The organism is Pseudooceanicola nitratireducens (assembly GCF_900109195.1).
In the GTDB taxonomy this organism is placed as follows: Bacteria; Pseudomonadota; Alphaproteobacteria; order Rhodobacterales; family Rhodobacteraceae; genus Pseudooceanicola; species Pseudooceanicola nitratireducens.
This window is the reverse complement of record NZ_FNZG01000006.1, coordinates 1-26,452: the sequence shown is the minus strand read 5'-3', so window position 1 is coordinate 26,452 and position 26,452 is coordinate 1. Positions and strand designations below refer to the sequence as shown.

Here is a 26,452-nt window from a genome sequence, read left to right as displayed (position 1 = left end):
CAGGTGGTCCGCAGGCTGCGGCAACAGCCTGCGGACCGCCAAAGTGCAGCAAGGGAGGAACACATGCTGAAACGAAGTCTCACCACGATTACCCTTACCGCCACTCTGGCCTCGGCGTCTCTGGCGCAACCGGCGCCCGAGATCGTGGCGGAATGGAATTCCCTGCCCTATGCCATCAGCGACAAGGCCGTTCAAGCTGCTTGGGAGGGCAGCGAGATCCACGGCAAGGCGCTGATGCAAGGGGCCAAACTGGACAGCGCGGGCAATATCTACGTCTCGACCGCCAGATGGGGCGGCCCCGAGATCCCCGCGACCCTGTCGAAACTGGTCAAGACGGGCGACACCTGGGCGCTGGAACCCTACCCCTCGCAAGAGATGAACGCGATCGACAATCCGGCCGGTCTCAAGGCCGTTCTGGGGTTCGAAATCGACCGCAACGACGTGATGTGGATCCTGGATCAGGGCCATGTCGCAGGCGCGCCGAACGCGCCGGGCGACGCCAAGCTTGTGCTGTGGGACATCGCCTCGAACAGCGAGATCCAGCGCTATGACTTCAGCGCCGATGAGGCCAGCGAGACCTGTTCGTTCCTCAACGACATCGTGGTCGATAACGACAGCGGCTTTGCCTACATCACCGACAGCGGCATCTTCTGCGATCCTTTGGAAGGCGGTCTGATCGTCTATGACAGCACCGACAACAGCGCCCGCCGCATTTTGGACCAGACCAGGTTCACCAATGATGAACCGACTTTTTTCTTCAACATCGACGACCGCCAGGTCCTGAAGAACGGCGGCATGCGCACCGGGGCGGACGGCATCGCGCTAAGCGCCGACAAGGACACGCTTTATTGGACAAACCTGACGGGCAATCACCTATACAGCCTTGATACCGATCTGCTGCGCGATCCCACGGTCAGCGAAACGGTGCTGGAAACTGCCGTGCGGACGGTGATGACCCTGCCCTCGAATACTGACGGGATGACCGCGGACGATCAGGGCAACATCTATATGACCGCCCTGTCGCTGGACGGCATCATGAAGCTGGACGGAAAGACCGGACAGCTGACGCGCTTTGCCCACCACCCCGAGATGAACTGGCCCGACACGCTGGCCTGGGGGCCGGATGGCGGGCTTTATGTCGTGTCGAACCACCTGCACCTCTGGGTCGATGGCGACATGAACTTCGAAACCCCCGCCATCCCGAACTTCCGCCTGTGGAAGATCCCCGGTGTGGGCAAATCCTACACAAGCGAATGACCCTGCGCGCGGCCCTGCCCCGGCTCGGCCGCGCGCCCACTGCAAGAGGACCACGATGACGCACGACATACTCTGCCTTGGCGAACCGATGCTGGAGTTCAACCAGCAGCCCGACGGCCGCTATCTTCCTGGCCACGGAGGCGATACGTCAAACTGCGCCATCGCCGCCGCGCGTCAGGGTGCACGGGTCGGATATGTCACCCATCTGGGGGCCGATGCCTTTGGCGACAGCTTCATGACGCTTTGGCGGGACGAGGGTATCGACACCTCCTGCGTGCGGCAGGTTCCGGACGCGCACACCGGGGTCTATTTCGTCACCCATGGCGACGGGGGGCATCAGTTCAGCTATTTCCGCGCCGGGTCCGCCAGCAGCCGTATGGGGCCGCAGGACCTGCCCCGTGACGCCCTGGAACAGACCCGCATCCTGCATGTCTCGGGTATCAGCCAGGCGATTTCCGAAAGCGCCGCCGACGCGGTCTTTGAAGCGATCGACCTGGTCCGCGCCGCCGGCGGGCGGGTATCTTATGACACCAACCTTCGGCTGAAGCTTTGGCCGCTGGCGCGGGCGCGGGCGGTGATCCATGCGGCAATGGCACAATGCGACATCGCACTCCCCGGGTTGGAGGATGCCCAGCAGCTGACCGGCCTGACGGATCCCGACGCCATTGCGGACGTCTACCTGAAGCTCGGGGCGGGCATCGTTGCGCTGACCCTCGGGGCCGAGGGCACGCTGGTCGCCACACCCGACGACCGCCGCCGCATCGGGGGCCGGCAGGTCACTGCCGTGGATGCCACGGCAGCGGGCGACACCTTTGACGGGGCCTTTCTGGCGCGGCTGGTGGCGGGGGACGATCCCTTTGTCGCAGCCCGCTACGCCAATGCCGCCGCCGCCCTGTCGACCCAAGGATACGGGGCCGTTGCCCCGATGCCGCATCGCGCAGCGGTCGAAGACTTTCTCAGCAAGGAACACCCATGAAACACGCAGTCATCATCGGCGGCACACGCGGCATCGGGGCCGGCATCGCCGCCAGCCTGCTGCGCGACGGCTGGAAGGTCACCGCCACCGGCGTCAGCAAAGACGAAGTCGCCACCTTCCACAGCGCCCACCCACAGGTCACCACCGCCGTTCTGGATGTCACCGACATGGGGCAGGTCCGCGACTTCTTCGGTGGCATCGACAGCCTGCAGGGGCTGGTCAACTGCGCCGGCATCCTGATGCGCGGCAAGGAATATGACATCGAGGTTTTCGAGAAAGTCATCGACATCAACCTGACCGGCACCATGCGCAGCTGTCTGGCCGCCCATGACCTGCTGGCGGCCGGTGGCGGTGCGATCGTCAACACTGCCTCGATGCTCAGCTTCTTCGGCGGGCCGCTGGTGCCGGGCTACTCGGCCTCGAAAGGTGGGGTGGCGCAGTTGACCAAGGCGCTGTCGGGCAAATGGGCCGCTGATGGCATACGCGTCAATGCTGTCGCGCCCGGCTGGATCGCCACCGAGATGACACAGGCCCTGCGCAACGACCCCCTGCGCAATGATCCGATCGTCACCCGCACCCCGCTGGCCAGATGGGGCGAGCCGACCGAGGTGGGCGAACTTGCCGCCTGGCTGCTGTCGGACCGCGCCTCCTTTGTGACCGGCAGCGTCTACCCGGTGGATGGTGGCTATGCCGCGATGTGAAACCCGTTGTGAAAAAGGAAGACCCAATGCCAGTTGAGACCCAAGAGGCCGACGCCCGCACCCCCTATCAGCTGCCCTTTCCCAAGGATGCGCAGGAAGAAATCGTCATCCCCAAAGCCATCCCAGAGGACGAACGGATCTGGGTGCCCCAGGCAGAAAACGTCGCCTTCCGGCCTCTGTGCCTGAACCGAAGCCAGGGGTACTGGATGAACCTTCTGCGGGTCCGCAAGTCGGGGGTTCTGTCGCGACACCGGCATCCGCAGGCGGTGCATGGCTATGTCATCAAGGGCCGCTGGCATTACCTGGAACACGACTGGATGGCCGAAGAAGGCGGCTATGTCTTCGAAGCCCCGGGCGAAACGCACACCCTGGTCGTGCCCGAAGACGTCGACGAGATGATCACCATGTTCCAGGTCAACGGCGTGATGCTTTACGTCGATCCCTGGGGCAAGACCCAGGGGTTCGAGGACGTGTTCACCAAGATCGACATGTGCCGCGCACATTACGAAAAGGTCGGGTTGGGCGCAGATTTCGTCGACCAGTTCATCCGCTGACGCGCCAGCGCTGCCGAACGGCAGCCCCTGAACTGACGGCCGCCTTGCCCGCATAGGGTGACCCTGATCCCCCGCATGCATCCATGCGGGGGTTTGTCCGTTCGCCCCCCGGAAACGGCACAGGCGGGTTTGCACCCCCGCAACCCGGTCTGACACATACGAACGGGTGCTTTCGGCTGGCGCCCCGGGAAACGCCGGGTGTAACCAGACCGCGACAGGGCCCGCCCTTCCCCAGGGGCAGCCGACCGACTGACAGGAGCACGAGACCATGACCGACTGGAAAACCAAGGCCGCCACCCTTTATGACGGCAGCTTCCGCCCCATGGTCATCGGCGGCCAGTGGGTCGCGGCCCAGTCCGAAGAGGTGATCGAGGCCCGCAACCCCGCCGACGGCACCCTGCTGGCCACCGTGCCGCGCGGGTCGAAGGCCGACATCGACAAGGCCGTCGCCGCCGCCCGCAAGGCCTTTGACGGACCCTGGTCGAAATGGACCCCGTTCGAGCGTCAGAACCTGCTGCTGAAGATTGCCGAGAAGTTCGAGGCCGAGTGGGAAACGCTCTGCCTGTCGGATACGCTCGACATGGGGATGCCGATCCAGCGGACGCTTGGCAATTCGCGCCGGGTGCTGGGCATGCTGCGCTATTACGCCGGTCAGGCGGTGGCCGTGCATGGCGCGACGATCCCGAATTCCTTCCCCGGTGAGATCTATTCCCAGACTGTGCGCGAACCTGTCGGCGTGGTCGGCGCGATCATTCCCTGGAACGCCCCCATTGCCGGGTCGATCTGGAAGATCGGGCCCGCGCTGGCGACCGGCTGTACCGTTGTTCTGAAACCCTCGGAAGAGGCGTCGCTGACCGTTCTGCTGATCGCCAAGCTGATGGAAGAGGCCGGGCTTCCCGAAGGCGTGCTGAACATCGTCACCGGCCATGGCGCCGAGGCCGGCGCCGCGCTGGCGGAACATCCCGGCGTCGACAAGATCGTCTTCACCGGCTCGACCGCGACCGGCCAGGCCATCGCCCGTGCTGGCACCGTGAACCTGAAACGGGTGTCGCTGGAGCTGGGCGGGAAATCCCCGGTCATCGTCTGCCGTGACGCCGACATCGAAAAGGCCGTGCCGGTAGCGGCCATGTCGGTCTTTGCGAACTCGGGCCAAATCTGCATCGCCGGGTCGCGCCTGTTCGTCGCGCGCGAGATCCACGATGAATTCACCCGCCGCGTCGCCGAATTTGCCGCCAACCTGCGCATCGGCCACGGCATCGACGCGGACACCGACATCGGCCCGATCATCTCGGCCCGTCAGGCGGACCGCATCGCCGGCTATCTGGCTGCGGGCCCGAACGAAGGGGCCGAGGTCCTGACCGGCGGCACCCGCGCCGAGGGTGAAGACCTGACCGGCGGGCACTTCTTCCATCCGACCGTTTTCGGCGGCGTGAACGACGACATGTCCATCGCCCGCGAAGAGATCTTCGGCCCGGTGATCTCGGCCATGCCCTTTGATGACCTGGACGAGGTCGTGACCCGCGCCAATGCCACGCCCTATGGTCTGGCGGCCGGGATCTTCACCACCCATCTGGGCACCGCGCATAGACTGGCGCATCGGATCAAGGCCGGGTCGGTCTGGGTCAACATGTACCACGCCATCGACCCCGCCGTGCCCTTCGGCGGCATGAAGATGTCGGGCTATGGCCGCGAAGGCGGGGCCGAGCACGTCGAGGAATACCTGGAAACCAAGGCGATCTGGATCAACGCGGATTGATCCGCGCCAGATTATCCCAGCATCCAGTCCAAACCTGAGGAGAACACCATGCATGTCGGATTGATCGGCGTCGGCCTGATGGGCCATGGCATTGCCCGCAACGTCCTGCGCCGGGGCGGTTTCGCCCTGACCTTCCTGGACCATCCCGGCAACCAGCCCGCGGACGAGATCCTGGGCCTGGGCGCCACCCCCGTGAAGACCCCCGCCGATGTGGCGCGGGTTGCGGATGTGGTGATCCTTTGCGTCACCGGATCGCCCCAGGTCGAGGCCATCGTGACCGGTGAAAACGGCCTGATCTGCGCGCTGAAGCCGGGTGCCGTGGTCGTTGATTGCTCCACCGCGCTGCCCGAGTCGACCGTTGCCATGGGTGCCGCCGTCGAAGCCGCCGGGGCGCATTACCTGGACGCGCCGATGACCCGCACCGCCAACCACGCGCACGAGGGCAAGCTGAACCTGCTGGTCGGCGGCGACGCCGAGGTGCTGGAAAAGGTGGGGCCGGTGCTGGCGTCCTTCACCGAGGACGTCGACCATGTGGGCGTGCTGGGCGACGGCCACCGGCTGAAACTGCTGCACAACTTCGTCTCGGTCGGGTTCATGACCCTTCTGGCCGAGGCCGCGGCCCAGGCGGCCGACGCGGGCATCAACCCCGAGGTCTTCACCGATGTTCTGGCCAATGGCGGCGGGGCCTCGGCCGCGCTGAACCGGCTGGCCCCCTATATCACCGAAGGCAACCGCGACGGCCTGCCCTTCTTCGTCGCCAACGCCCAGAAGGACATCGACTATTACCGCGCCATGTCGCAGGCGGCCGGGGCCCAGGCAACCATCGCCGACGGCGTCAGCGCCGCGATTGCCCAGGTGGTCGAGGGCGGCGAAGGCCAGGCCTATGTCCCCGAACTTGTCCGGCTTTTCCGTAAGCCAGCTATCTAATCTCGCAACCGCAGCCTTGCAAAAAGCAGGGGCCGCTTTGGGTGGCCCTTCTTTTTAAGGCTGTGTAGCACCACCAGACGTTTACGGGAGGATTACCATGACGTACCAAATTCGCACGCTGGCCGCCGCCGGCGCACTGATCGCCCTTGCCGCACCGACTTTCGCCGAAACCGAGGTCAAGCTGGGCTACGCGCTTGCCGCCGACAGCCACTATGGCGTCGCTGCCAAGAAATTCGAAGAGGTCGTGCTGGCCGAGACCGGCGACCAGTTCAGCTTTACCCACTTCCCGTCCTCGGGTCTGGGTGGCGAACGCGAAGTGATCGAGGGCCTGCAGCTGGGCACCATCGAGGCGACCATCGTGTCCTCGGGCACCCTGGCCAACTTCGTTCCCGAAACCGGTGTCTTCGACATCCCCTTCCTGTTCAACGGCTTCGACCACGCCCGCGCGGTTCTGGACGGTGAGATCGGTCAGGGCATCCTGGCCCAGTTCGACAACGTCGGCCTGCATGGTCTGGCCTGGGGCGAACAGGGCTTCCGCCACATCACCAACAACCGCAACGCGATCCATACGCCTGCGGACGTGGCCGGCCTGAAGATCCGCACCATGGAAAACCCGGTCCACCTGGCCGCGTTCAATGCCATGGGCGCCGCGCCCACCCCGATGGCCTGGCCCGAGGTGATTTCCTCGCTCCAGCAGGGTGTGATCGACGGTCAGGAAAACCCGCTGTCGGTGATCGTGTCGGTCAAGCTGAACGAAGTGCAGAAATACCTGACGCTGTCGGGTCACGTCTATTCGCCCGCGATGCTGCTGGTGTCCAAACCCTTCTGGGAAGGCCTGGACGACGCACAGAAAGCCGCCTTTGAAAAGGCCGCGACCGCCGCAGCCGCCGAAATGCGCGCCTATGTCGACAACGTCGAAACCACCGGCGTCGCCACCCTGAAAGAGCGTGGCATGGAAGTGAACGAACTGTCGGGCGAAGAAAAAGCGGCCTTCCAGGGCTCGATCCAGTCCGCCTACGACGGCTACTACAAGACCTACGGTCAAGAGCTTGTGGACTCCATCGTCAACTTCAAGTGATAAGACCGCCGGTGCCCCCTCGGGCACCGGCAATTACTACGGGGCCTGATATTGGGACAGTCGTTGAAGCGGTTGGAACGCATTTTTGTCACGCTCAACGGATGGGCGGTTCTGCTGATGCTGGCAGCCATGACGCTGATCGTCGGGGCCAATATCACCCTGCGCTACCTGACGTCCCATTCCCTGCCCTGGGCGGATGAAGCCGCCCGCTACCTGATGATCTGGATGACCTTCTCCGGCGCCGGCCTTGTCCTGCGCATCGGCGGTCACGTGGCCATCACCAACCTTCAGGACGCCCTGCCCGATCTGGGTCAGAAGCTTCTGCGCGGCGCGCTGGTCCTGGGTCTGCTGATCTTCTTCGGCTTCATGGTCCACGTGGGCATCCAGTACGCGCAGCGTATGCAGTACCAGGTCACCCCGGCCCTGCGCCTGCCCTTCCTTTACGTCTATGCCGCGATGCCCGTGGGCTTTTCGCTGCTGATCCTGCACCTTCTGCTGATCGCCCGTCCCCTGATCACCGCCGGCACCTACAAGTCGCTGGACGGCGACGCGACCGGGACGGCGCAACCCGGGGGTGCCAATGGCTGAGATCCTCTTTCCCGCGCTGTTCATCCTGCTGGCGCTTGGCCTGCCCGTGGCTTTTGCCATGGCGATTTCGGTCTTCGTGGCGCTTAGCTTCGGGTCGTCCTATCCCAACCTGGTCGTGGTGAAAGAAATGTTCGCCGGCCTCGACAGCTTTCCGCTGCTGGCCGTGCCCTTCTTTGTCCTCGCCGCCGAGATCATGACCGGAGGGGCCGTGACCCTGGCCGTCCTGCGGCTGGCGCAATCGCTGGTCGGCCATCTGCGCGGCGGGCTGGGGCATGCCAATGTGGTCAGCTCTGCCATGTTCGCGGGTATCTCGGGCTCGGCCCTGGCGGATGCCGCCGGTCCCGGCACAATGATGATCCGCATGATGGAAAAGGGCGGCTACGACAAGCCCTATGCCGGTGCACTGACCATCGCCAGTTCGGTCGTCGGGCCGATCATCCCGCCCTCGATCACCATGATCATCTACGCGATGCAGGACCAGGAGGTCTCGGTCGGGTCGCTGTTCATGGCCGGTGTCCTGCCCGGCGTGCTGATCACCGTCATGGTGCTTCTGGCGAACGCCCGCGTCAGCCGGGTGCGGGGCTATGCCAGCGGGGCGCCGATGCCGTCGCTTGGGGAAATCGCCCGGGTCGCCTTTTATGCCGTGCCCGCGCTGTCGCTGATCCTGCTGATCGTCGGCGGCATCCGTTTCGGCATATTCACCCCGACCGAGGCATCTGTGATCGCGGTCTTCTACGCGCTGATCATCGGCATGTTCGTCTACCGGTCGCTCAAGGTGCGGGATCTGCCGGGGATCATCCTGCGGGCGGCGCTGACCTCATCAGCAGTGCTGCTGATCCTGGGTGCCGCGCGCGCCTTTGCCTGGATCCTGATCATCGAGGGCATCCCCCAGTTCCTGGCTGAAACCATCATCGCCTGGGACCTGGCCCCGATCGCCTTCCTGCTGGCGGTGAACGTGCTGCTTCTGGTCTTCGGCCTGTTCATGGATCCGCTGCCGGGCGTGATGATCCTGGTGCCGATCCTGGCCCCGATCAGCCACGCGCTTGGCATCGACCCGAACCATTTCGCCATCGTGGTGATCGTGAACCTGACCCTGGGCCTGACGACGCCGCCCGTGGGCAGCCTGATCTTCGTCGTGTCCTCGACGGTGAACATCAAGCCCTCGACCCTGATCCGCGAAATGCCGCCCTTCTTCATCGCGCTCGCCGCGGCGCTTCTGGCGATCACCCTGATCCCCGCCCTGTCGACCTGGTTGCCGAATATCAGCGGGTTCTGATCCGGTGACCAATCGTTCGGACCATAGTGAAGCAAGTGAAAGAAGCGCCGCCTGGCTGCAGGAGCATCATCAGGCGCTTCTGACTGAAGCAGCCTGTATCGCCCGCGATGGCCTTCCCGGGTCGAAGCTTGCCATGAATGGGCCGACCACATCGACCAACTGTCCGCCGACGAAGGGCAGCGGGTCATGGAAGGGCTGAACACGATCCTCTGGGTTTTTTGACCCTTATACAGAGCCTAAATCAGACCCTAGTTCAGGCCCCCAGGTCCTTCAGAATGGCGCGCACCTTTGCAATGTCCTCGGGCATCGTCAGGTTCGGGGCATGGCCGCAGGGAAAGACCGTCATCCCCGGTTTCGGGCCGCGCTTCTGCATCAGCTCTGCCACGTCCTCGGGCAGTATGTCCGATGTCTCGCCCCGGATCAGATGGCAGGGCGTGGTGATGCGCGCATAGCGGTCCCAGGTCGTCAGCTCTTCTTTCGAGGCGGTGAACTGAATGGTGATGCGCGGATCGTAATGCAGCGTCACCTGCCCATCCGGCAGCCGCCGGACCGAGGTGCGCGCCATCCGCCGCCAATAGGCATCGCCCGCCACGCCAAAGGGCCGATAGACGCCGCGCAACCAGGCCTCGGCCTGGCTGACCTTGTCAAACACCGGCTGGTCCGAGACATAGGTGACGATCCGGTCAATCGCCTCTTGCGGCACCTCAGGGCCGATGTCGTTGATGACCAGTGCCGTCAGCCGATCCGCATGGGGACCCGAAGCCAGACGCATCCCGATCAGCCCGCCAAGGGACGTGCCCAGCCAGGCGGCGCGGTCGAACCCGTAGTGATCCAGCAGATCGGCGGCGATCCCGGCGTAGTATTCAACGGAATATTCAGCCTCGGGGTTCTGCGACCAGCTGGACAGCCCGCGCCCGATGGTGTCCGGGCAGATGACGAAGAACTCGTCCGACAGGGCGGCAGCCAGTTCGTCGAAATCCCGCCCCGACCGCGCCAGCCCGTGCCACATCACCAGGGGCTTGCCCGAAGGGTCGCCCCATTCGGTCACGTGCACCTCGTGATCCAGCACCGGAACCAGGGAAAAGCGGGGCGTGGGTCCGGAAACGTTCATGACCGCGCCCCTTTCTCCATCGCCGTGCCGGCGATCCCCTTGGGGAAGAAATAGACCAGCAGGATGAATATGATGCCCAGCCAGAACAGCCAGCGGTCCGGGGCCGTCAGCTCGGGCAGGATCGGCACGCCCTCCAGCGCCGCCGAAGCCGCGCCCATCAGGTCGCGCAGGTAATATTGCGCCAGCGTCAGCAGCACCGCCCCGATCACCGCGCCCCACATGGTGCCCATGCCGCCGATCACCACCATCAGCAGGATGTCGATCATGATGGCAAAGGACAGCGCCGTATCCGGCCCGGTGTATTTCAGCCAGACCGCATAGACCGTGCCCGCAAGCGACGCGATGGCGGCGGAAAGGCAGAAGACAAAGGTGCGATAGGCCACAACGCGATAGCCGATGGCCTCGGCCCGCGCCTCGTTTTCGCGGATCGCCTTCAGCACGGTGCCCACGGGCGACACGGTGAACCGCAGCATCACCAGAAACAGCACCAGGCACGAGGCGAAGACAAAGTAATAGGCCGCCAGCTTGCCGTTCATGCGCACGCCAAAGACCTTCAGCACCTTGCCGTCGGCATCGGTCAGCAGCTTGGTTGCGGGTTTGAACAGATCCGGGGCCTTGTAGGTGATCCCGTCCTCACCCCCCGTCAGATGCGACAGCTGCGAGGCCAGCACCAGCACGACCGACGCGGCCGCCAGGGTGATCATGGCAAAGAAGATCGCCTTGACCCGCAGCGACAACAGCCCGATCGCCACCGCAAAGACGATGGACACCGCAACGCCCGCCACAGCCCCAAGAAGGACCGGAGTCCAGCCCGGCCCCATCTGCTTCAGCAGGATCGCGGCCCCATAGGCCCCGAAGCCGAAGAACATCGTATGGGCAAAGCTGACGATGCCGGTATAGCCGATCAGCAGATCGAAACTGGCCACCAGCACGATGAAGATGCAGATCCTTGCCGCGACTTCCAGCGACCGCACGTCCTGAAACAGGAAGGGCGCGAACAGCAGAAGTGCTGCGATCAAGGCGACGGTCCCCTTGACGATCAAGGTGCCTGTGGTGGTGCGGGTGCCTGTCTGGTTGGTCATCTCGAACCCCCTTATTTCACCGCCGGGCGCAGGCCGTTCGGCCGCCACAGCAGGATTGCCACCATCAGGATCATGTTCGACGCCAGCGCCAGTTTCGGGGCCAGAAAGCCGATGTAGTTCGACATCAGCCCGACCATGATCGCGCCCAGAAGCGTGCCCTCGATCGACCCTAAACCGCCGATAATCACCACGATGAAGACCACGATCATCAGTTCCGCCCCCATGTGCGGGGTAATCAGCGTCTCGTATCCCGCCCACATGGCGCCGCCCAAAGCAGCCAGGGCCGAGCCAAGCATGAAGACCCCGATGAACAGCCGGTCGACCCGGAAGCCAAGCGCCTCGACCATCTCGCGGTCCTCGACGCCGGCGCGGATCAGCAACCCGATGCGGGTGCGGTTCAGCACGAAGAACAGCATCACGAAGACCGCCGCCCCCAGGGTGAAGGCGAAGGCGCGGTAGATCTCGATCGAGACGTCGCCGATGATCCAGGACCCTTCCAGGAAATGCGGCCGCGCGACGGAAAAGGGCGTGCCGCCCCAGAAGGCCAGGATCGCCTGTTCCGCCACGATCATCGCGCCGATGGTGATCAGGATCTGGCGCAGGTGGTCGCGGTAGACCGGCTTGATGATCACCGTTTCAAAGAACCAGCCGGCCACCAGGCCAAAGCAGATCGCCGCCAGGTAGGACGCCGCCAGCGCCAGCGAATTCAGCACCCAGCTGTCCGCCGTCAGCCAGGCCCCCATGCCCGCCAGCACCGTGGCCGAGACAAAGGCCCCGAAGCTGACAAAGGCCGAATGGCCAAAGTTCAGCACGTCCATCAGGCCGAAAACCAGACTAAGGCCCGATGCCATGAGAAACAGCATCATGCCCATGGCCAGCCCAGCCACCGTCAGCGTCAGCCAGGACGAGGGCGCGCCGATCAGCACGAAGGCCACCAGCGCCACCGCCACCGGCAAAAGGTTCACGCCGCCGAACCGGCCAAGCGTGGTTTCCAAGGTTGTTGTCAGTCTGCGCATTCCATCCCCCTCAGACCGACAGGCTCAGCAGCCGGTCCTGCAATGCCTTGTCGGCGGCAAAGCTCTCCATCGATCCGGTGTGGGCCACGCGGCCGTCGTCGATCACGGCCATGTCGCGGCCCAGGGACCGGGCGAAATTGTAGTTCTGCTCGACCAGCAGGATCGTCGTGTCGGCGCTGATCTCGCGAAAGGCCTCTCCCATGGCGGCGACGATGGACGGTGCCAGCCCCTTGGTTGGTTCATCAATCAGGATCAGGTCGCGCGGTTCGATGATCGCCCGGGCGACCGACAGCATCTGCTTCTGCCCGCCCGACAGGCTCCAGGCCTGTTTGTCGCGGAATTTCTCAAGCGCGGGGAACAGCGCGTGGATGCGCTTCAGCCGCGCCGGATCGAACCGCCCGTTGGCAGTGGCCAGCACCAGGTTTTCGTCCACGGTCAGCGTGCCAAAGATCCCCATGTTTTCCGGCACATAGGCAATCCCCTTACGGGCGATCTGGGCGGTGTGCAGGGCGGTGATATCCTCGCCCCGGAACAGCACCGACCCCGGCGAGGGCTGCCAAAGCCCCATGATCGACCGCAGCGTGGTCGTCTTGCCGGCCCCGTTGCGACCCAGCAGGACAAAGACCCCGCCCTCGGGCACATCAAAGGTGACATCATGCAGCACGGAATACTGGCCGATGTCGGTTTTCATCTGGCGCAGGGACAAAAGGCTCATGCGGTTTCCTCCGTCGCATTGCCCAGGTAGACGTCGCGCACGATCTGGCTCGACATGACCTCTGCCGGGTCGCCATCGGCCAGAAGTTCGCCATTGTGCAAGACGATGATGCGGTCGGCCAGGGCGCGGACCACGTCCATCTTGTGTTCCACCAGAAGCACGGTCTTGGTCGGGTCGGATTTGATCCCGGCAATCAGGTCCAGAACGTCCGGCGCGTGGTCCAGGCTCATTCCGGCCGTGGGTTCGTCGAACATGTAGATGTCAGGCTCCATCGCCATCAGCAGCGCGACCTCCAGCTTGCGCTGATCCCCATGCGGCAGGTTGGCGGCGGTCTGATGCGCCAGCGCGGTCAGCCTTGTGCGCTCCAGGTAGTGTTCCGCCTTCTCCGTCAGGCCCCGGAACTGCGACACCGGCCGGAACATGCGCCAGCCCTGCCCGGCCCGCGCCTGCACGGCCAGGCGGATGTTCTCCAATACGGTCAGCTGCGGAAACAGGTTGGTCAGCTGAAAGGCCCGCCCGATCCCCTGCCCCGCCCGCGCCGAAGGCGACAGCCGGGTGATATCGGTCCCGTCCTTGGTCACAATCCCCGAACTCGCGGTCAGCTGACCCGAGATCAGGTTGAAATAGGTGGTCTTCCCGGCCCCGTTCGGGCCGACGATCACCGTCAGCTCTCCGGGATGGAAATCGCAGCTGACCGCGTTGACGGCCACATGTCCGCCGAACCGGATGGTCAGCTCGCGGGTGGAAAGGGAAGGTACACTCATGATCATCGCCGTTCTGATGCGGTGCAGGGGAAAGCGCGCGCCCCCTCCTGCAGGATCCCCCGCGACAGGATCAGCCAGGGAAAATCCCTGCCCTCATCCTCTTGCCGAAAATATCCCGGGGGGTGAATTGAGCCCTTGGGCTCAAGAGGGGGGCAGCGCCCCCCTCCCGCCTTTACTTCGAATTGTCGCGACCGAGGGGGATGTTCATTTCCTCGGCGGGGATGATCCGGACTTTTTCCGGGATCGCCCAGTCGACGGCGTCATCCACCTTGATCTTGAAGTGCAGCATGTCCTGCAGCGCCTGGTGATCTTCCGGACGGAAGGTCATCTGACCCTTGGGCGTATCCCAGGACATGCCCTCCATGGTCGCGATCAGCGTCTCGGTCTCATAGTCGGGCGCAGTCTGCAGCGCCTTGACCACGGCCAGGGCGGCCGACATGCCACCGGCGGTGAAGAAATCCGGCGGGCTGTCGAACCGCGCCATGTGTTCCTTGACCAGCCAGTCGTTCACCTCGTTCTCGAAGGCCTCGTAGTAATAGTAGACCGCGCCTTCCATGCCGGGGAACCGCTTGTAGGTCGGCAGCACCGGCAGGATGTGACCGCCCATGGAGATCTCGATCCCGTAGCGCGACGGGTCCATCGCCTGGATCTTGCCGGGCGCGTCGCCGCCACCGGCGATGTAGATCAGGATGACCTTGCGACCGTCCTTGTCCTTCAGCGCGTTGAACATGCGTTCCGCCACGGCGGTGAAGTCGGTGGTGCCCTGCGGCACATATTCTTCGGTCACCACGGTGGCGCCGGTACCGTCAAGGGCCGCCTTGAAGGCGGAAATCCCGTCGCGGCCGAAGGCGTAATCCTCGGCCAGGGTGGCGACGACCAGGTTGTCATCGGGCTGCAGCGCCAGTGCCTGGGCCTGCATGTCCATGGACGAATTGCGCGAGGTCTTGAAGACATAGCGGTTGCTGTCCGGCCCTGTCAGGCTGTCGGCCACGGCCGGTTCCACGATCAGGATCTTCTCGTATTCTTCGGCAATGGGCAGCATCCCCACGGTCACGCCGGACGAGGTCGCGCCGACGGCCAGCAGGACCTCATCGTCGCCATAGGCCTCGGCCAGGACGGCGCGGGCGACGTCGGGTTTGAACTGGGTGTCCTTGATGATCACCTCGATCGGACGGCCGTTGATTTCGCCGGTGCCGCCGGTGCCATATTCGATGCCCATCTCGAACCCGGTCTGGGCCTGTTTCGAAAAGGCCTCGAAGCTCGAGCCCGAGAGCCCGTGGATCAGGGCGATCTTGATCGGATCCTGGGCCTGCACGGCCGAGGTCGCGGCCAGGCCGATCACGGCGCCCGCAAAGAGTCGCTTGAAAATATTCATGATATCCTCCCGTTGATGGCAGAGTGGCTGACCGTTGCAAAACAACACAAGGCCGCCCTACCTTGGCCACAGGATCACGCCAGAGAGGCTGCGAGGCAATATTGTGGAAATACGTATAGACGAGGCCTTCGCCACCGGCGACTTCGCCGAACTGGCCTATGCATACGCCCCCGTAGGGTTGGTGATCACCGAAAACCGGGTGATCCGCGACTGCAACGCAGCCTTCGCCGAGATGTTCGAATACGCGCCGGAAGACCTGCGAAATCAAGTATTTGCGATGCTCTATCCGACGGACGAGGAATTCGTGAACATCCGCGATCGGGGCGTGCAGCAGCTGCGCGAAACGAACACCTACTGGGACGAACGGGTGATGCGGAAAAAGTCCGGCACGCTGTTCTGGTGCCGGGTGCGGGGGCATTCCTTCACCCCCGACGCGCCCCTGGCCCGCGCCGTCTGGAGCTTTGCGGACCTGTCGCTGACCCGGCCCTACCTGCCGCTGACCCGGCGCGAACGGGAAATCATTTCCTATCTGGCCGACGGTCTGACCAGCAAGGAGATCGCCAACCAGCTAGAGCTGTCGTATCGCACGGTCGAGGTCTACCGGGCGAAACTGCTCAAGAAATTCGGTGTCAGCAATTCCAACGGTCTGTTCCAGTCGCTTGGCGGCATCGGATCGGACCACGTGGTGTCGCGCAGCGGCGAGGGCAGCTGAGCCAGGCGATCCCCCGGGGAAGACATCCCGACAGGCGCCGCAGGCCGGCCCGGCATCACCGAAGAACCGACCAAGCATCGAAATGTGCAGATTCGGTAGGAAAATCGTCGTGAAACTGTTGCAGGACGGCGGGTCAGCCACAATATTGTTGCTGAATACACCACGGCCGCGCCCAGGCCGCATCTGACGCGACATTCGCGCCCCATGCCCTGGTCCCGGTCCGGGACCGCCCCCTGGCCGGGCCAAAATCTGCGTGAGCATTTCCGGAAAGGCTTGCCTTGTGCCCGGGTTGCGTCAGTCTTGCGGGACCATCGGGGGCGTCTGAACCGCCCGGACCCTGGACCAAAGGACTGACATGTCGCTATTCCTCATCGTCGCCCTGCCCTTTATCGGCGCCCTCATGCCGGGCCTGATGATCGCCGCCGGACGCCGGGCCTGTGCCCTCGCGACGCTCTGGGTGACATTGGCGGCCTTCATCGGCCTTCTGACCCATGTGCCCACGGTGATGGCGGGCGGGATCGTCACCGCGCGGTTGGACTGGCTTCCCGGTCTGGGGCTGAACGCGAATTTCTACCTGGACGGGCTGGGGCTTCTGTTCGGGCTGATGATCCTGGGCATCGGCATGCTGGTGATCATCTATGGCCGCTACTACCTGTCGCGCGAAGACAACATGGGGGAATTCTACAGCTATCTCCTGCTGTTCCAGGGCGCGATGATCGGCGTGGTGCTGTGCGACAACATCCTGATGTTGCTGGTGTTCTGGGAACTCACCTCGCTCTCGTCCTTCCTGCTGATCGGCTATTGGAAGCACCTGCCCGAAGGGCGTCAGGGCGCGCGCATGGCGCTGACCGTGACCGGAATGGGCGGGCTGGCGATGATCGGCGGCATGATGATGCTGGGCCAGATCGTCGGGTCTTATGACCTGACCGTGATCCTGGAAAACCGCGAGGCGATCCAGGCCTCACCGCTGTATCTGCCTGCGTTGATCCTGATCCTTCTGGGCTGTTTCACCAAGTCCGCGCAATTCCCCTTCCACTTCTGGCTGCCGCACGCCATGGCCGCGCCGACGCCGGTCTCGGCCTATCTGCATTCGGCCACCATGGTGAAGGCGGGGATCTTCCTGATGGCGCGGCTCTGGCCGGTGCTGTCGGGCACCGACGCCTGGTTCTACATCGTGACGACTGCGGGGCTGGTGACGATGGTCCTGGGCGCGGTCATCGGCCTGTTCAAACACGACCTCAAGGCGCTGCTGGCCTTTTCGACGGTCAGCCACCTGGGCCTGATCACCATGCTTCTGGGCACGGGGACAAGCTATGGCGCGATGGCGGCGGTCTTTCACATCATGAATCACGCCACCTTCAAGGCCGCGCTTTTCATGACCGCGGGCATCGTCGATCACGAGGCCCACACACGCCACATCCCCGCCCTCGGCGGGCTGCGCAAGCTGATGCCTGTGACCTTCACCATCGCCACCATCGCGGCGCTGTCGATGGCGGGCATCCCGCTGCTGAACGGGTTCCTGTCGAAGGAAATGATGCTGGAAGAGGCCGCGCATACCACGCTTTACGCGACCCCCTGGCTGGTGCCGGTGCTGGCGACCGTGGGCGCGCTGTTCTCGGCCGCCTATTCCTTCCGGTTCATCGTGCATACCTTCCTGGGCCCGGTACGCGACGATTATCCAGCGAAACCGCATGATCCGAACTTCGGGATGTATTTCTCTCCGGCGTTGCTGACCGTCCTGGTCGTGCTGATCGGCATCGCGCCCTTCGTGGCGGAACCGCTGGTCTTCGCCGTGACCGAGGACGTTCTGGGCGGTATCCTGCCCCTGCCCGACGTGCACCTGAAGATCTGGCACGGGCTGACCCCGGCGCTGATGATGTCCGCCATCGCGGTGGTCGGAGGGCTGATCCTGCTGGCGATCTTCGCCCCGCTGTCGCGCGGCTGGGACGCCGCGCCAAGGCCCGAGGCCAAGGCGATCTTTGACCGGGTCATCGCCGCCTGCGTCCATGCCGCCCAGGGGGTCACCCGCCGGCTGCACGACGGATCGCTGACCCGTTATGCGGCGATCTTTGGCGTCACGGTGGTGGCCGTCGGCCTGCACGCCTGGACCTCCGGGTCGGTCGGGCCGGAAACCCGCGCCCTGACCCCGGTGACGCCCATTGCCATCGCGGGCTGGCTGTTGCTGGTCGGCGCGGCGCTTCTGCTGGTCATCCACCATCGCAACCGCCTGCGGGCGCTGATCCTGATGGGGGTGATCGGGCTCATGGTTTCCATGGGGTTCAACTTCTTCTCGGCCCCCGACCTGGCGCTGACCCAGATCTCGGTCGAGGTGGTGACGATCATCCTGATGCTGCTGGCGTTGAACTTCCTGCCCAACACCACCCCCGTGGAAAGCGGCGGGCTGCGGCGGCTGCGCGACGGGGTGATCGCCGTGGCCGGGGGTCTTGCCTCCTCCAGCCTGATCTATTCGATCCTGATGCGGGATTTCGCCTCGCCCTCGATCTCCGAATACCACCTGGCGAATTCCTACAAGGGCGGCGGCGGCACCAATGTGGTGAACGTCATCCTGGTGGATTTCCGTGGCTTCGACACCTTTGGCGAAATCATCGTGCTGGGGATCGCCGCGCTGGTGATCTACGCGCTGACCGAAACGCTGCTGTCCAGCCCGGTGCGGGCGCGGCTGCTGAACCGCAAGCCGGATCAGCCCCGCGCGGGCGATGCGCACCCGCTGATGATGGTGGTCATGACGCGGGTCATGCTGCCGCTGTTCCTGATGGTCGGGGTCTATATTTTCCTGCGCGGCCACAACCAGCCGGGCGGAGGCTTCATCGCCGGTCTGATCGTGGCGATTGCCGTGGTGGTGCAATATATGGCCTCGGGCTTTGCCTGGGCCGATGCGCGCCAGCGTTTCCCCTATCACGGGATCATCGGCGCGGGCGTGCTGGTGGCCGGGCTGACCGGCATCGGGGCCTGGTACGCGGGCAAGCCCTTCCTGACCTCGGCCTTCGGCTATTTCCGCATCCCCCCGATGGAGGAGTTCGAGCTGGCCACCGCCATGGGCTTTGACCTGGGCGTCTTCCTGGCGGTCGTGGGGGCGGTGATGCTGTCGCTGCATTCCTTCTCGCGCCTCGCGCGGACGGCGGACATGAACGTCAGCGAACACGCCATGGACATCGACCCGTCCCGCCCCGAAGACGACACCAACGGACAGGAGGCGTAAGATGGAGATCCTGCTTTCCTCGGCCATCGGCGTACTGACCGCCGCCGGATTGTACCTTGTGATGCGCCTGCGCACCTTCCCGGTGATCCTGGGCACCTCGCTTCTGTCCTATGCGGTGAACGTGTTCCTGTTTGCCACCGGGCGCATCGCGATCAACCAGCCGCCGATCCTGACGGATACGGCGCAGGGCTATGCCGATCCGCTGCCGCAGGCGCTGGTGCTGACGGCGATCGTGATTTCCTTCGGGATGACGGCCGTGGTGGTGATCATCGCGCTTGGGGCCTATCTGTCCGGCAATGACGACCATATCGACGATCAGCCCGGCCTGTTCCACGGCCCCGTGGACGGCGAAGAGGACGGCGCCGAGATGGGCAGCGACCTGGCCCACCAGGTCCCGCAACAGGAGGCCGGCCGATGAACCACTGGATCGTTCTTCCCGTCGTGCTGCCCGCCATGCTGGCCGCCGGCATCGTTCTGGGCCTGCGTCACCACATCGTGCTGCAGCGGGTGTTTTCGCTGGCAGGCCTCGTGGCGCTTCTGGCGCTGGCCTCGGGGCTGTTCTGGACCGCATCGGACGGCACGATCACCCTGTATCAGCTGGGCGACTGGCAGGCCCCCTTCGGGATCGTGCTGGTGGCCGACCGGCTGTCGACGCTGATGGTTCTGCTGACCGCCGTCATGGCGATCCCGGTACTGCTGTATGCCATCGGGTCGGGCTGGGATTATCGCGGGCGGCATTTCCATGCGCTGTTCCAGTTCCAGATCATGGGCATCATGGGCGCCTTCCTGACCGGCGACGCCTTCAACCTGTTCGTTTTCTTCGAAATCCTGCTGATTGCCTCTTACGGGCTGATGATTCACGCGGGCGGGACAGAACGGCTTCGGTCCGGGGTGCAGTACATGCTGTACAACCTGCTGGGCTCGACCCTGTTCCTGTTCGCGCTTGGCACGATCTATGCCGAGACCGGGACCCTGAACATGGCCGACCTGGCCCTGCGCGTGTCCGAGGCCGTGCCGGATCAATCGGCGGGCCTGCGGGTGGCCGCCGTTCTGCTGCTGATGGTCTTTGCCATCAAGGCCGCCGTGCTGCCGCTGCACTTCTGGCTGCCGTCCTCCTATGCCAACGCGCCTGCCCCGGTGGCCGCGCTGTTTGCGATCATGACCAAGGTCGGCGCCTATGGGATCATCCGCTTCTATACGCTGGTCTTCCCGCCGGGCCTTGAGATCACCCAGGGCCTCTTTGACACCTGGCTGATGCCCGCCGCGCTGCTGACGCTGGCGCTTGGCATGATCGGCGTGCTTGGGGCCTTCAACCTGAATCGGCTGGTGGCCTTTGCGGTGATCGGCTCCATGGGGATGCTGCTAGCTTCGGTCGCGGTCTTCACGCCCGCGGGGATCACCGCCGCGCTCTACTATGCGATCCATTCGACGCTGGCGACGGCGGCGCTGTTCCTGCTGGTCGACGTGGTGCAGTCGCGGCGCGGGTCGCACGGGTCTTCGCTGCTTCAGACCGCACCGCCGATGGCCGGAGGGGCGCTGGTCGCGGGCCTGTTCTTTGCCGCCGCCATCGCCATGACCGGTCTGCCGCCGCTGTCGGGCTTCCTGGGCAAGCTGCTGGTGCTGGACGCCGCCACCGGCAGCCCGCTGGTGTGGTGGGTCTGGGCCGTGGTCCTGGGGTCCAGCCTTGTGGCCGTCGTCGGCTTTTCCCGCGCGGGCAGCGTGATCTTCTGGAAATCCCATGCCTCGCCCCTTGCTGGCGGGGCCGAGGCCCCCGAGGACACCCAGGGTGCCGCCGAACCGCACGCCCCCCCTGCCCCGCAGCCCGCCCTGCCCATGGTGGCCATCGGATCGCTTCTGGCGCTTCTGGTCGCGGTCACGGTGCTGGCCGGACCGATCAACCGTGTGCTTGCGGCCACCACGGCGCAGCTGTTCGATCCCGCGCCCTATGTGTCGGTCGTGCTTGAGACGCCGGGCAAAAAGATCACCTACAAGGGCGAGGCCGGGGCCGAGAAGGCCGGTGCCGCCCCCGCAGATGACACCGGGGCCAAGTCCGGGGCCAAATCCGAGGCCAAGTCCGACACCACATCGGAAGCCGCCACGAAACCGGGGGGGACCCACTGATGCTCAACCGTCTTTTCCCGCACCCGATCATGACCATCCTGCTGACCGCGGTCTGGTGCCTTCTGGTCAATGAACCCAAGCTGGGCACGCTGGTCTTTGGGCTGATCCTTGGCACGGTGATCCCCTTTGCCACCGCCGCCTATTGGCCCAACCGGCCGCGCATCCCGCGTCCGCACCTGATGCTGGGCTATATCGCCATCGTGGTCTGGGACATCATCGTCGCCAACGTGGTCGTCGCCGCCATCGTCCTGTTCAAGCGCAACGATCGGATGCAGCCCAACTGGGTCTCGATCCCGCTGGACCTGCGCACGCCCGAGGCGATCACCATGTTGGCCGGAACGATCACCCTGACGCCCGGCACCGTGTCGGCCGACATCTCGGACCAGGGTCACGCGCTGCTGGTGCATGCGCTGGACGCCCGCGATCCCGATGCCGTCCGGGACGAGATCAAGCAGCGCTATGAACGCCGCCTGAAGGAGATTTTCGAATGATCACCTATGCGCTTTATTTCGGCTTCGCCTGTATCGCCATCGCCCAGCTTCTGGCCATGGTCCGCCTGATCATCGGGCCGGACGTCGGCGACCGGATCCTGGCGCTGGACACGATGTCGATCAACACCGTGGCGCTGATCGTGCTTCTGGGCCTGGCCGGCGGCAGCCAGATCTATTTCGAGGCCGCGCTGATCATCGCCATGCTGGGCTTTGTCTCGACCGTGGCCTATGCGCGCTTCGTGCTGCGGGGGGACATCATCGAATGACCTATTCGCTTGGTGATATCGCCATTTCTCTTGCACTGGTCATCGGCGGGGCCTTCGTTCTGGTCGGCTCGATCGGGCTGATCAAGCTGCGCAACCCGATGTCGCGCCTGCATGCGCCGACCAAGGCGGGCACGCTTGGGGTTGGCTCGATCCTGATCGCTTCGGTGATCTACAGTTTCGCCTATGGCGAAGGGTCCCTGCACGAGCTGCTGATCATGATCTTCCTCTTCGTGACGGCCCCGGTTTCGGCGCATTTCATCGCCAAGGTGCACATCCACCGCGATCAGACCGAACAGAAGCTGCCGAAACCGCCCGCCGATACGGACTGGGCGACGAAACACACCCATGCGCGCGACAATGGGCAAGTCGGGGGCCAGATCGGGGACCAGATCGGCACGGATGCCGACACACTGTCCTGAGGCGGCCTGAGAGGGCCAACGAAGGCCCCCGCCCCTAAAGCACCTCGGGGTTGATCACGTGGATTGGGGCCCCTTCGGCGAAGGCGTTGATCTGGTCGTAGATATCGGCGAACTGGTGATCCAGCTCATCCTCGGTGACATAGCCGATGTGCGGCGTGGCGATCACCGAGGGGTGCGACAGCATCGGATCTTCGGTGTCGGTGAAGGGCTCGGGGTCGAAGACATCCAGCGCCAGCCGCCCGGGCCGTCCCGCCTCCAGCGCGGCGGTTAGCGCACCACCCTCGACCAGCCCCGCGCGCGAGGTGTTGATGAAACTCGCCGTGGGTTTCATCGCCAGCAGGTCGTCGCGGGTGATCAGCCCCCGGGTCTGCGGGGTCAGCCGCACGTGGACCGAAACGAAATCGCTTTCGCCGAAAAAGGCCGCGCGGCTTGGCGCGACCGTCTCGCCCTCGGCCTCGGCCCGGGCGCGGCCCGCCTCCGACCCCCACCACCAGACCTGCATCCCGAAGGCGCGGGCATAGCTTGCCACCTGCCGCCCGATCCTGCCGTGACCGTAAAGCCCCAGACGCCGACCCGACAGGCTTTGCCCCGGGGCCAGCTGCCAGTGTCCGGCCTTCAGGCTTTGCATCTGCTGCGGGATCTGCCGGGCCGAGGCCAGCATCAGCGCAAAGGTCAGCTCGGCCGCCGCGACCGAGGGCCGGCCCGCCGACTGGTTCGACGACAGCACCACACCCTGCTGCGTACAGGCGGGCACATCCACATGGGGATAGACGCCGCGCTGGCTGATCAGTTTCAGGTTCGGCAGGCGGGACAGAAGGGCCTGGGTCACCGGGGTACGTTCGCGGAACAGCACCAGCGCCTCGGCCTCGGCCAGGCGGTCGGCCAGCACCGCGGGGTCCTCGACATGGTCGGTCCAGACGGTGACGTCATGATCCGCAAGCCGTGCATAGCTTGGCAGGGTCTTCAGCGTGTCGAACCAGTCGTCGAGGATATGAACCTTCATCGCGCGCACCTTTCCGGGGCTGTCAGTCGTGGCATCGGCGGAGTCATCCCCCGCCCGATGGTATGGGTCCATCTATGATCCCGCCCCGACGCGCTGGCAAGCACCCGGCCCGTCCCCGGGCGGACGGGGCCCCGCGCCAAGGTTCGGCCAGCGCGGGACGCCGGATCAGATATGCGCGGCGATGAAATCGGCCGCGCGGCCGTGGGCCTTTTCAGCCGCCGCCTCGATGTAATCCGCCGGGCGGGCGTCATTGGCAAAGGCATGGCCGGCCCCGTCGTAGATATGCACGCCCATCTCGGGAAAGAAGGCGCGGGCGGCCTGCATCATCTCGTCCGGGACATGGCTATCCTCGGATCCCCAGTGCCCTTCGACCGGTGCCTTCAGCGGGTCGATCTGGTAGGCATCCAGGCGCGTGCCATAGAAAGGCACCGCGCAGGCGATATCCAGGATCTGCGCCGCCCGGATCGCCAGGCCACCGCCCCAGCAAAAGCCGATCACGGCCACCTTGCCGCCGCGCGCTTTCAGCATGTCGACCGTGGCGCCGACGTCCCGCATCGTCTGGTCCAGATCGGCGGCCAGCATCAGGTCGCGGCCCTTCGGGGCCTCGGCAAAGGGGATCACCGCGTCGCGGCTTTGCCGGTCGAACAGCGCCGGAATGGCAACGTCATAGCCCTGCGCAGCATAGCGCGCGGCCACGCCCTTCAGCTGTTCGGTGATGCCGAAGATCTCTTGCAGGATCACGATCCCGCCTTTGCGTGCGCCCTCGGCCTCGGCCAGCCAGCAGCCAAACTCATGGCCATCGGGGGCCGTCACTCGGGTCATCATGTCCTGTCTCTCCTGTGGATTGGCCTGCCCCGGGATGTCGGGACAGGCCGTGTCAGAGCCTTCATCAGTCTCTATGCAAGGGCTTTATTGGCCGACCTGGATGCCGGCCTCTTCAAAGTATTTCAGCGCGCCGGGGTGATAGGGCACCTCGGTTGCTGGGGCCATGGTGGCGGCATCGGCCCGGGCGAAGGCGCCAAAGCTGTCCTTCAGCGCGTCCTTGCCCGTCGCGATCGCCTTGGTCATGTCATAAACCAGCTGATCGCTGACATCGCCGTTGGTCATCATGACCCAGGGGATCCGCATCAGATTTGCGCCGCCCTTCTGCAGCCCGTTGATCTTTTCGTTCTGCGGCAGGGCGACGATGTCCCCGGCGGGCAGGAACTCCTTGAAGGCGGCGCGCCCTGAATCGCTGTCATCCAGCGAGACATAGCACAGCCCGCCACGGTCCTTCAGCTTGACCGAGGCCTGCTGCCCGGCGCCGGAGTTCAGGCTGACCAGCGCCACGTCGACCAGCCCGTCACCAAGCGCATTCATGCCCGCCACGAAGGACGCCACCGGCACCTTCTGGAAATCGCCATAGCTTAGCCCCGCATTGGCCAGACCGCCCATGATGTAGAAGGGAATGATCGTGGACGAGGTATATTCCGAGGCGATGCGCAGGTCCGCCGCCTTGGCCTTCAGCTCGGCCACCGTGGTCAGCCCCATGTCGCAGGGGGCCATCAGACCGGTGGTCAGCGGGAACATCACCCCGACCATGCGGATATTCGGGTTGGCGCGGTCATAGTTGCCGGTGCCGGAAAAGGCATAGCCCGCCTCGACCCCGTTCGAGAAACCAAAGTCGACTTCGCCGTTGTTGATCAGGGGCAGATAGCCGACCAGCGGCTGTGTCCGCGCGGTGATGCCGGCGTCATTGGCGACCTTGGCGACCGCCTGACCCGAGTTGTAGGCCAGCGATCCCTGCGCCCCGGTGGCGATGGTCACCACCTGCGCGAGGGCCGCGCCACCGGACAGACCCAGTGTCAGACCCAGTGTCAAACCAAAGGCAAGCGCCCCTCCGGTCAGGGCTTTCGTAAAGTGTTTCATGTCTCTCCTCCTGTTGAATTGCGTGTTGATATGCGCCTAGCGGGCGACGCCCTGGGCGGCCGGTGCCGCGCGCAGGCGCATCAGCCCGGCCAGCACGGCGATCAGCGCGGCGGCCACCACATGCAGCAGCGCCCCAAGCGGCAGGAACCCAAGCGGCAGCGCGGTCATGCCCAGCACGACGAAGACCAGCCGCAGCACCGGCGTCAGCCGCTGCGCCCAGAAACCCACGATGCCCGCGGTGATGGCAAAGACCCCGGCCACGGCCAGCAGCAGGTTGCCACTGATCGCCAGCCAGTCGCCCTGCATCAAGATCGCCGGGGTGGCGACGAAGATGAACGGCAGCATGAAGGCCGCCCAGCCGACGCGCATCGCGGCAAAGCCCGTCTTCAGCGAATCGTCCTTGGTGATCGTCGCCGCCGCAAAGGCGGCCAGCGCCACGGGCGGCGTGATCATCGACATCATCCCGAAGTACAGGATGAACAGATGCGCCGCGATCGGGTCGATCCCCGCCTGCACCAGCGACGGTGCCACCAGCGCAGCCAGCAGCACATAGACCCCCGAGGTCGGCATCCCCATGCCCAGGATCACGCAAATCACCGCCGAGATGCCAAGAAGAAGCACGACGTTCGATCCGACCGCATCCACCAGCACCAGCGTCAGGGCAAAGCCCAGCCCGGTGATGTTCAGGATGCCGATGACAAAGCCCGCCGCCGCCACCACCAGGATCAGGTCGACCATGCCGGTGCCGGTGTCCACGAAGGTGGACCAAAGCGTTTTCAGCGTCAGTTTCTCGCCGCGATAGCTGCGCAGGAACGACACGATGACGATTGCCACCGCCGACAAAAGCGCACTGTCCGCCGGATCCATCCGCCACCAGAACAGCGCCACCAGAAGGGCCCCGAAGGGGATGATGAAATGCCAGCCCTCTTTCAGGACCTGGCGCACGGTCAGACCCTCGACATCCGTGGGCGCGATGTTGTCGCGGCCCGCGATCAGGTCGACCTGCAGAAAGACGCTGAAGTAATACAGCACCGCCGGAAGCAACGCCGCCCCCGCCACGGTGAAATAGGATATGTCCAGGAACTCGGCCATCAGGAAGGCCGCGGCCCCCATGATCGGCGGGGTCAGCTGCCCCC

Annotated in this window: 26 protein-coding genes; 16 read left to right on the top strand and 10 right to left on the bottom strand. The window is 64.8% G+C overall.

What is annotated here, in order from left to right; all coding sequences use genetic code 11:
* The first annotated feature begins 63 nt into the window (after positions 1–63).
* The 9 genes from BMX99_RS17290 to BMX99_RS17250 all read left to right on the top strand — a co-directional run bounded on the left by BMX99_RS17290 (position 64) and on the right by BMX99_RS17250 (position 9,113).
* Positions 64–1,257, top strand: a complete 1,194-nt coding sequence (locus BMX99_RS17290) for an L-dopachrome tautomerase-related protein (protein ID WP_093454855.1) — start codon at positions 64–66, stop codon at positions 1,255–1,257.
* A gap of 55 nt (positions 1,258–1,312) precedes the next feature.
* A complete protein-coding gene (locus BMX99_RS17285; RefSeq protein ID WP_093454854.1) occupies positions 1,313–2,233 on the top strand; it encodes a sugar kinase in 921 nt (306 codons plus the stop codon).
* Positions 2,230–2,934 carry an SDR family NAD(P)-dependent oxidoreductase gene (locus BMX99_RS17280; protein ID WP_093454853.1) on the top strand — a complete coding sequence of 235 codons (705 nt, stop codon included), beginning with the start codon at positions 2,230–2,232 and terminating at the stop codon, positions 2,932–2,934. Before BMX99_RS17285 ends, BMX99_RS17280 begins: the two co-directional genes overlap by 4 nt.
* 26 nt (positions 2,935–2,960) lie before the next feature.
* Positions 2,961–3,488 (top strand): 2,4'-dihydroxyacetophenone dioxygenase family protein, encoded by a 528-nt coding sequence (locus BMX99_RS17275; RefSeq protein WP_093454852.1) that lies wholly within the window; start codon positions 2,961–2,963, stop codon positions 3,486–3,488.
* A 268-nt stretch (positions 3,489–3,756) separates the two neighbouring features.
* The gene (locus tag BMX99_RS17270) at positions 3,757–5,244 is read left to right on the top strand and encodes an aldehyde dehydrogenase family protein (protein WP_093454851.1); all 1,488 of its coding nucleotides are present in this window, start codon (positions 3,757–3,759) and stop codon (positions 5,242–5,244) included.
* Positions 5,245–5,292: 48 nt separating this feature from the next.
* Positions 5,293–6,171 carry an NAD(P)-dependent oxidoreductase gene (locus BMX99_RS17265; protein ID WP_093454850.1) on the top strand — a complete coding sequence of 293 codons (879 nt, stop codon included), beginning with the start codon at positions 5,293–5,295 and terminating at the stop codon, positions 6,169–6,171.
* 97 nt (positions 6,172–6,268) lie between these two features.
* The gene (locus tag BMX99_RS17260) at positions 6,269–7,249 is read left to right on the top strand and encodes a TRAP transporter substrate-binding protein (protein WP_093454849.1); all 981 of its coding nucleotides are present in this window, start codon (positions 6,269–6,271) and stop codon (positions 7,247–7,249) included.
* 63 nt (positions 7,250–7,312) lie between these two features.
* Positions 7,313–7,837, top strand: coding sequence for a TRAP transporter small permease (locus BMX99_RS17255; RefSeq protein ID WP_093454848.1), 525 nt, complete (start codon positions 7,313–7,315; stop codon positions 7,835–7,837).
* Positions 7,830–9,113, top strand: a complete 1,284-nt coding sequence (locus tag BMX99_RS17250) for a TRAP transporter large permease (RefSeq protein ID WP_093454847.1) — start codon at positions 7,830–7,832, stop codon at positions 9,111–9,113. Before BMX99_RS17255 ends, BMX99_RS17250 begins: the two co-directional genes overlap by 8 nt.
* A 253-nt stretch (positions 9,114–9,366) precedes the next feature.
* Here the strand turns inward: BMX99_RS17250 and BMX99_RS17245 are convergent, their stop codons facing one another.
* The 6 genes from BMX99_RS17245 to BMX99_RS17220 all read right to left on the bottom strand — a co-directional run bounded on the left by BMX99_RS17245 (position 9,367) and on the right by BMX99_RS17220 (position 15,176).
* Positions 9,367–10,224, bottom strand: a complete 858-nt coding sequence (locus BMX99_RS17245) for an alpha/beta fold hydrolase (protein WP_093454846.1) — start codon at positions 10,222–10,224, stop codon at positions 9,367–9,369.
* Complete coding sequence (locus BMX99_RS17240) at positions 10,221–11,306, bottom strand: branched-chain amino acid ABC transporter permease (protein WP_093454845.1); 1,086 nt, start codon at positions 11,304–11,306, stop codon at positions 10,221–10,223. The genes BMX99_RS17245 and BMX99_RS17240 overlap by 4 nt, the downstream gene beginning before the upstream one ends.
* An 11-nt stretch (positions 11,307–11,317) precedes the next feature.
* On the bottom strand, positions 11,318–12,322 hold the full coding sequence (locus tag BMX99_RS17235) for a branched-chain amino acid ABC transporter permease (RefSeq protein ID WP_093454844.1): 1,005 nt from the start codon (positions 12,320–12,322) through the stop codon (positions 11,318–11,320).
* Between the two features lie 10 nt (positions 12,323–12,332).
* Entirely contained in the window at positions 12,333–13,037 is a 705-nt protein-coding gene (locus BMX99_RS17230; protein WP_093454843.1) for an ABC transporter ATP-binding protein, read from the bottom strand.
* Entirely contained in the window at positions 13,034–13,801 is a 768-nt protein-coding gene (locus BMX99_RS17225; protein ID WP_093454910.1) for an ABC transporter ATP-binding protein, read from the bottom strand. The genes BMX99_RS17230 and BMX99_RS17225 overlap by 4 nt, the downstream gene beginning before the upstream one ends.
* Before the next feature lie 172 nt (positions 13,802–13,973).
* A complete protein-coding gene (locus BMX99_RS17220) occupies positions 13,974–15,176 on the bottom strand; it encodes a substrate-binding domain-containing protein (RefSeq protein WP_093454842.1) in 1,203 nt (400 codons plus the stop codon).
* Positions 15,177–15,279: 103 nt separating this feature from the next.
* Here BMX99_RS17220 and BMX99_RS17215 point away from each other — a divergent pair, with 103 nt between their 5' ends.
* From BMX99_RS17215 to BMX99_RS17185, 7 genes are all read left to right on the top strand, one after another.
* Entirely contained in the window at positions 15,280–15,888 is a 609-nt protein-coding gene (locus BMX99_RS17215) for a helix-turn-helix transcriptional regulator (RefSeq protein WP_093454841.1), read from the top strand.
* 355 nt (positions 15,889–16,243) lie between these two features.
* On the top strand, positions 16,244–19,108 hold the full coding sequence (locus BMX99_RS17210) for a monovalent cation/H+ antiporter subunit A (RefSeq protein ID WP_093454840.1): 2,865 nt from the start codon (positions 16,244–16,246) through the stop codon (positions 19,106–19,108).
* Position 19,109: 1 nt separating this feature from the next.
* A complete protein-coding gene (locus BMX99_RS17205; RefSeq protein ID WP_093454839.1) occupies positions 19,110–19,526 on the top strand; it encodes a Na+/H+ antiporter subunit C in 417 nt (138 codons plus the stop codon).
* Positions 19,523–21,229 carry a monovalent cation/H+ antiporter subunit D gene (locus BMX99_RS17200; protein ID WP_093454838.1) on the top strand — a complete coding sequence of 569 codons (1,707 nt, stop codon included), beginning with the start codon at positions 19,523–19,525 and terminating at the stop codon, positions 21,227–21,229. Before BMX99_RS17205 ends, BMX99_RS17200 begins: the two co-directional genes overlap by 4 nt.
* A complete protein-coding gene (locus BMX99_RS17195; protein WP_093454837.1) occupies positions 21,229–21,720 on the top strand; it encodes a Na+/H+ antiporter subunit E in 492 nt (163 codons plus the stop codon). Before BMX99_RS17200 ends, BMX99_RS17195 begins: the two co-directional genes overlap by 1 nt.
* A complete protein-coding gene (locus tag BMX99_RS17190) occupies positions 21,717–21,986 on the top strand; it encodes a K+/H+ antiporter subunit F (protein ID WP_093454836.1) in 270 nt (89 codons plus the stop codon). The genes BMX99_RS17195 and BMX99_RS17190 overlap by 4 nt, the downstream gene beginning before the upstream one ends.
* A complete protein-coding gene (locus BMX99_RS17185) occupies positions 21,983–22,405 on the top strand; it encodes a Na+/H+ antiporter subunit G (RefSeq protein ID WP_093454835.1) in 423 nt (140 codons plus the stop codon). Before BMX99_RS17190 ends, BMX99_RS17185 begins: the two co-directional genes overlap by 4 nt.
* Before the next feature lie 34 nt (positions 22,406–22,439).
* Here BMX99_RS17185 and BMX99_RS17180 read toward each other — a convergent pair whose 3' ends face one another.
* From BMX99_RS17180 to BMX99_RS17165, 4 genes are all read right to left on the bottom strand, one after another.
* Complete coding sequence (locus BMX99_RS17180) at positions 22,440–23,408, bottom strand: D-2-hydroxyacid dehydrogenase family protein (RefSeq protein ID WP_093454834.1); 969 nt, start codon at positions 23,406–23,408, stop codon at positions 22,440–22,442.
* A gap of 165 nt (positions 23,409–23,573) precedes the next feature.
* Entirely contained in the window at positions 23,574–24,230 is a 657-nt protein-coding gene (locus BMX99_RS17175; protein WP_244525665.1) for a dienelactone hydrolase family protein, read from the bottom strand.
* A gap of 87 nt (positions 24,231–24,317) precedes the next feature.
* Positions 24,318–25,316, bottom strand: a complete 999-nt coding sequence (locus BMX99_RS17170; protein WP_093454832.1) for a TAXI family TRAP transporter solute-binding subunit — start codon at positions 25,314–25,316, stop codon at positions 24,318–24,320.
* Positions 25,317–25,352: 36 nt separating this feature from the next.
* Positions 25,353–26,452: TRAP transporter permease (locus BMX99_RS17165; protein WP_139199588.1), on the bottom strand; the 1,100-nt coding region annotated here is incomplete at its 5' end.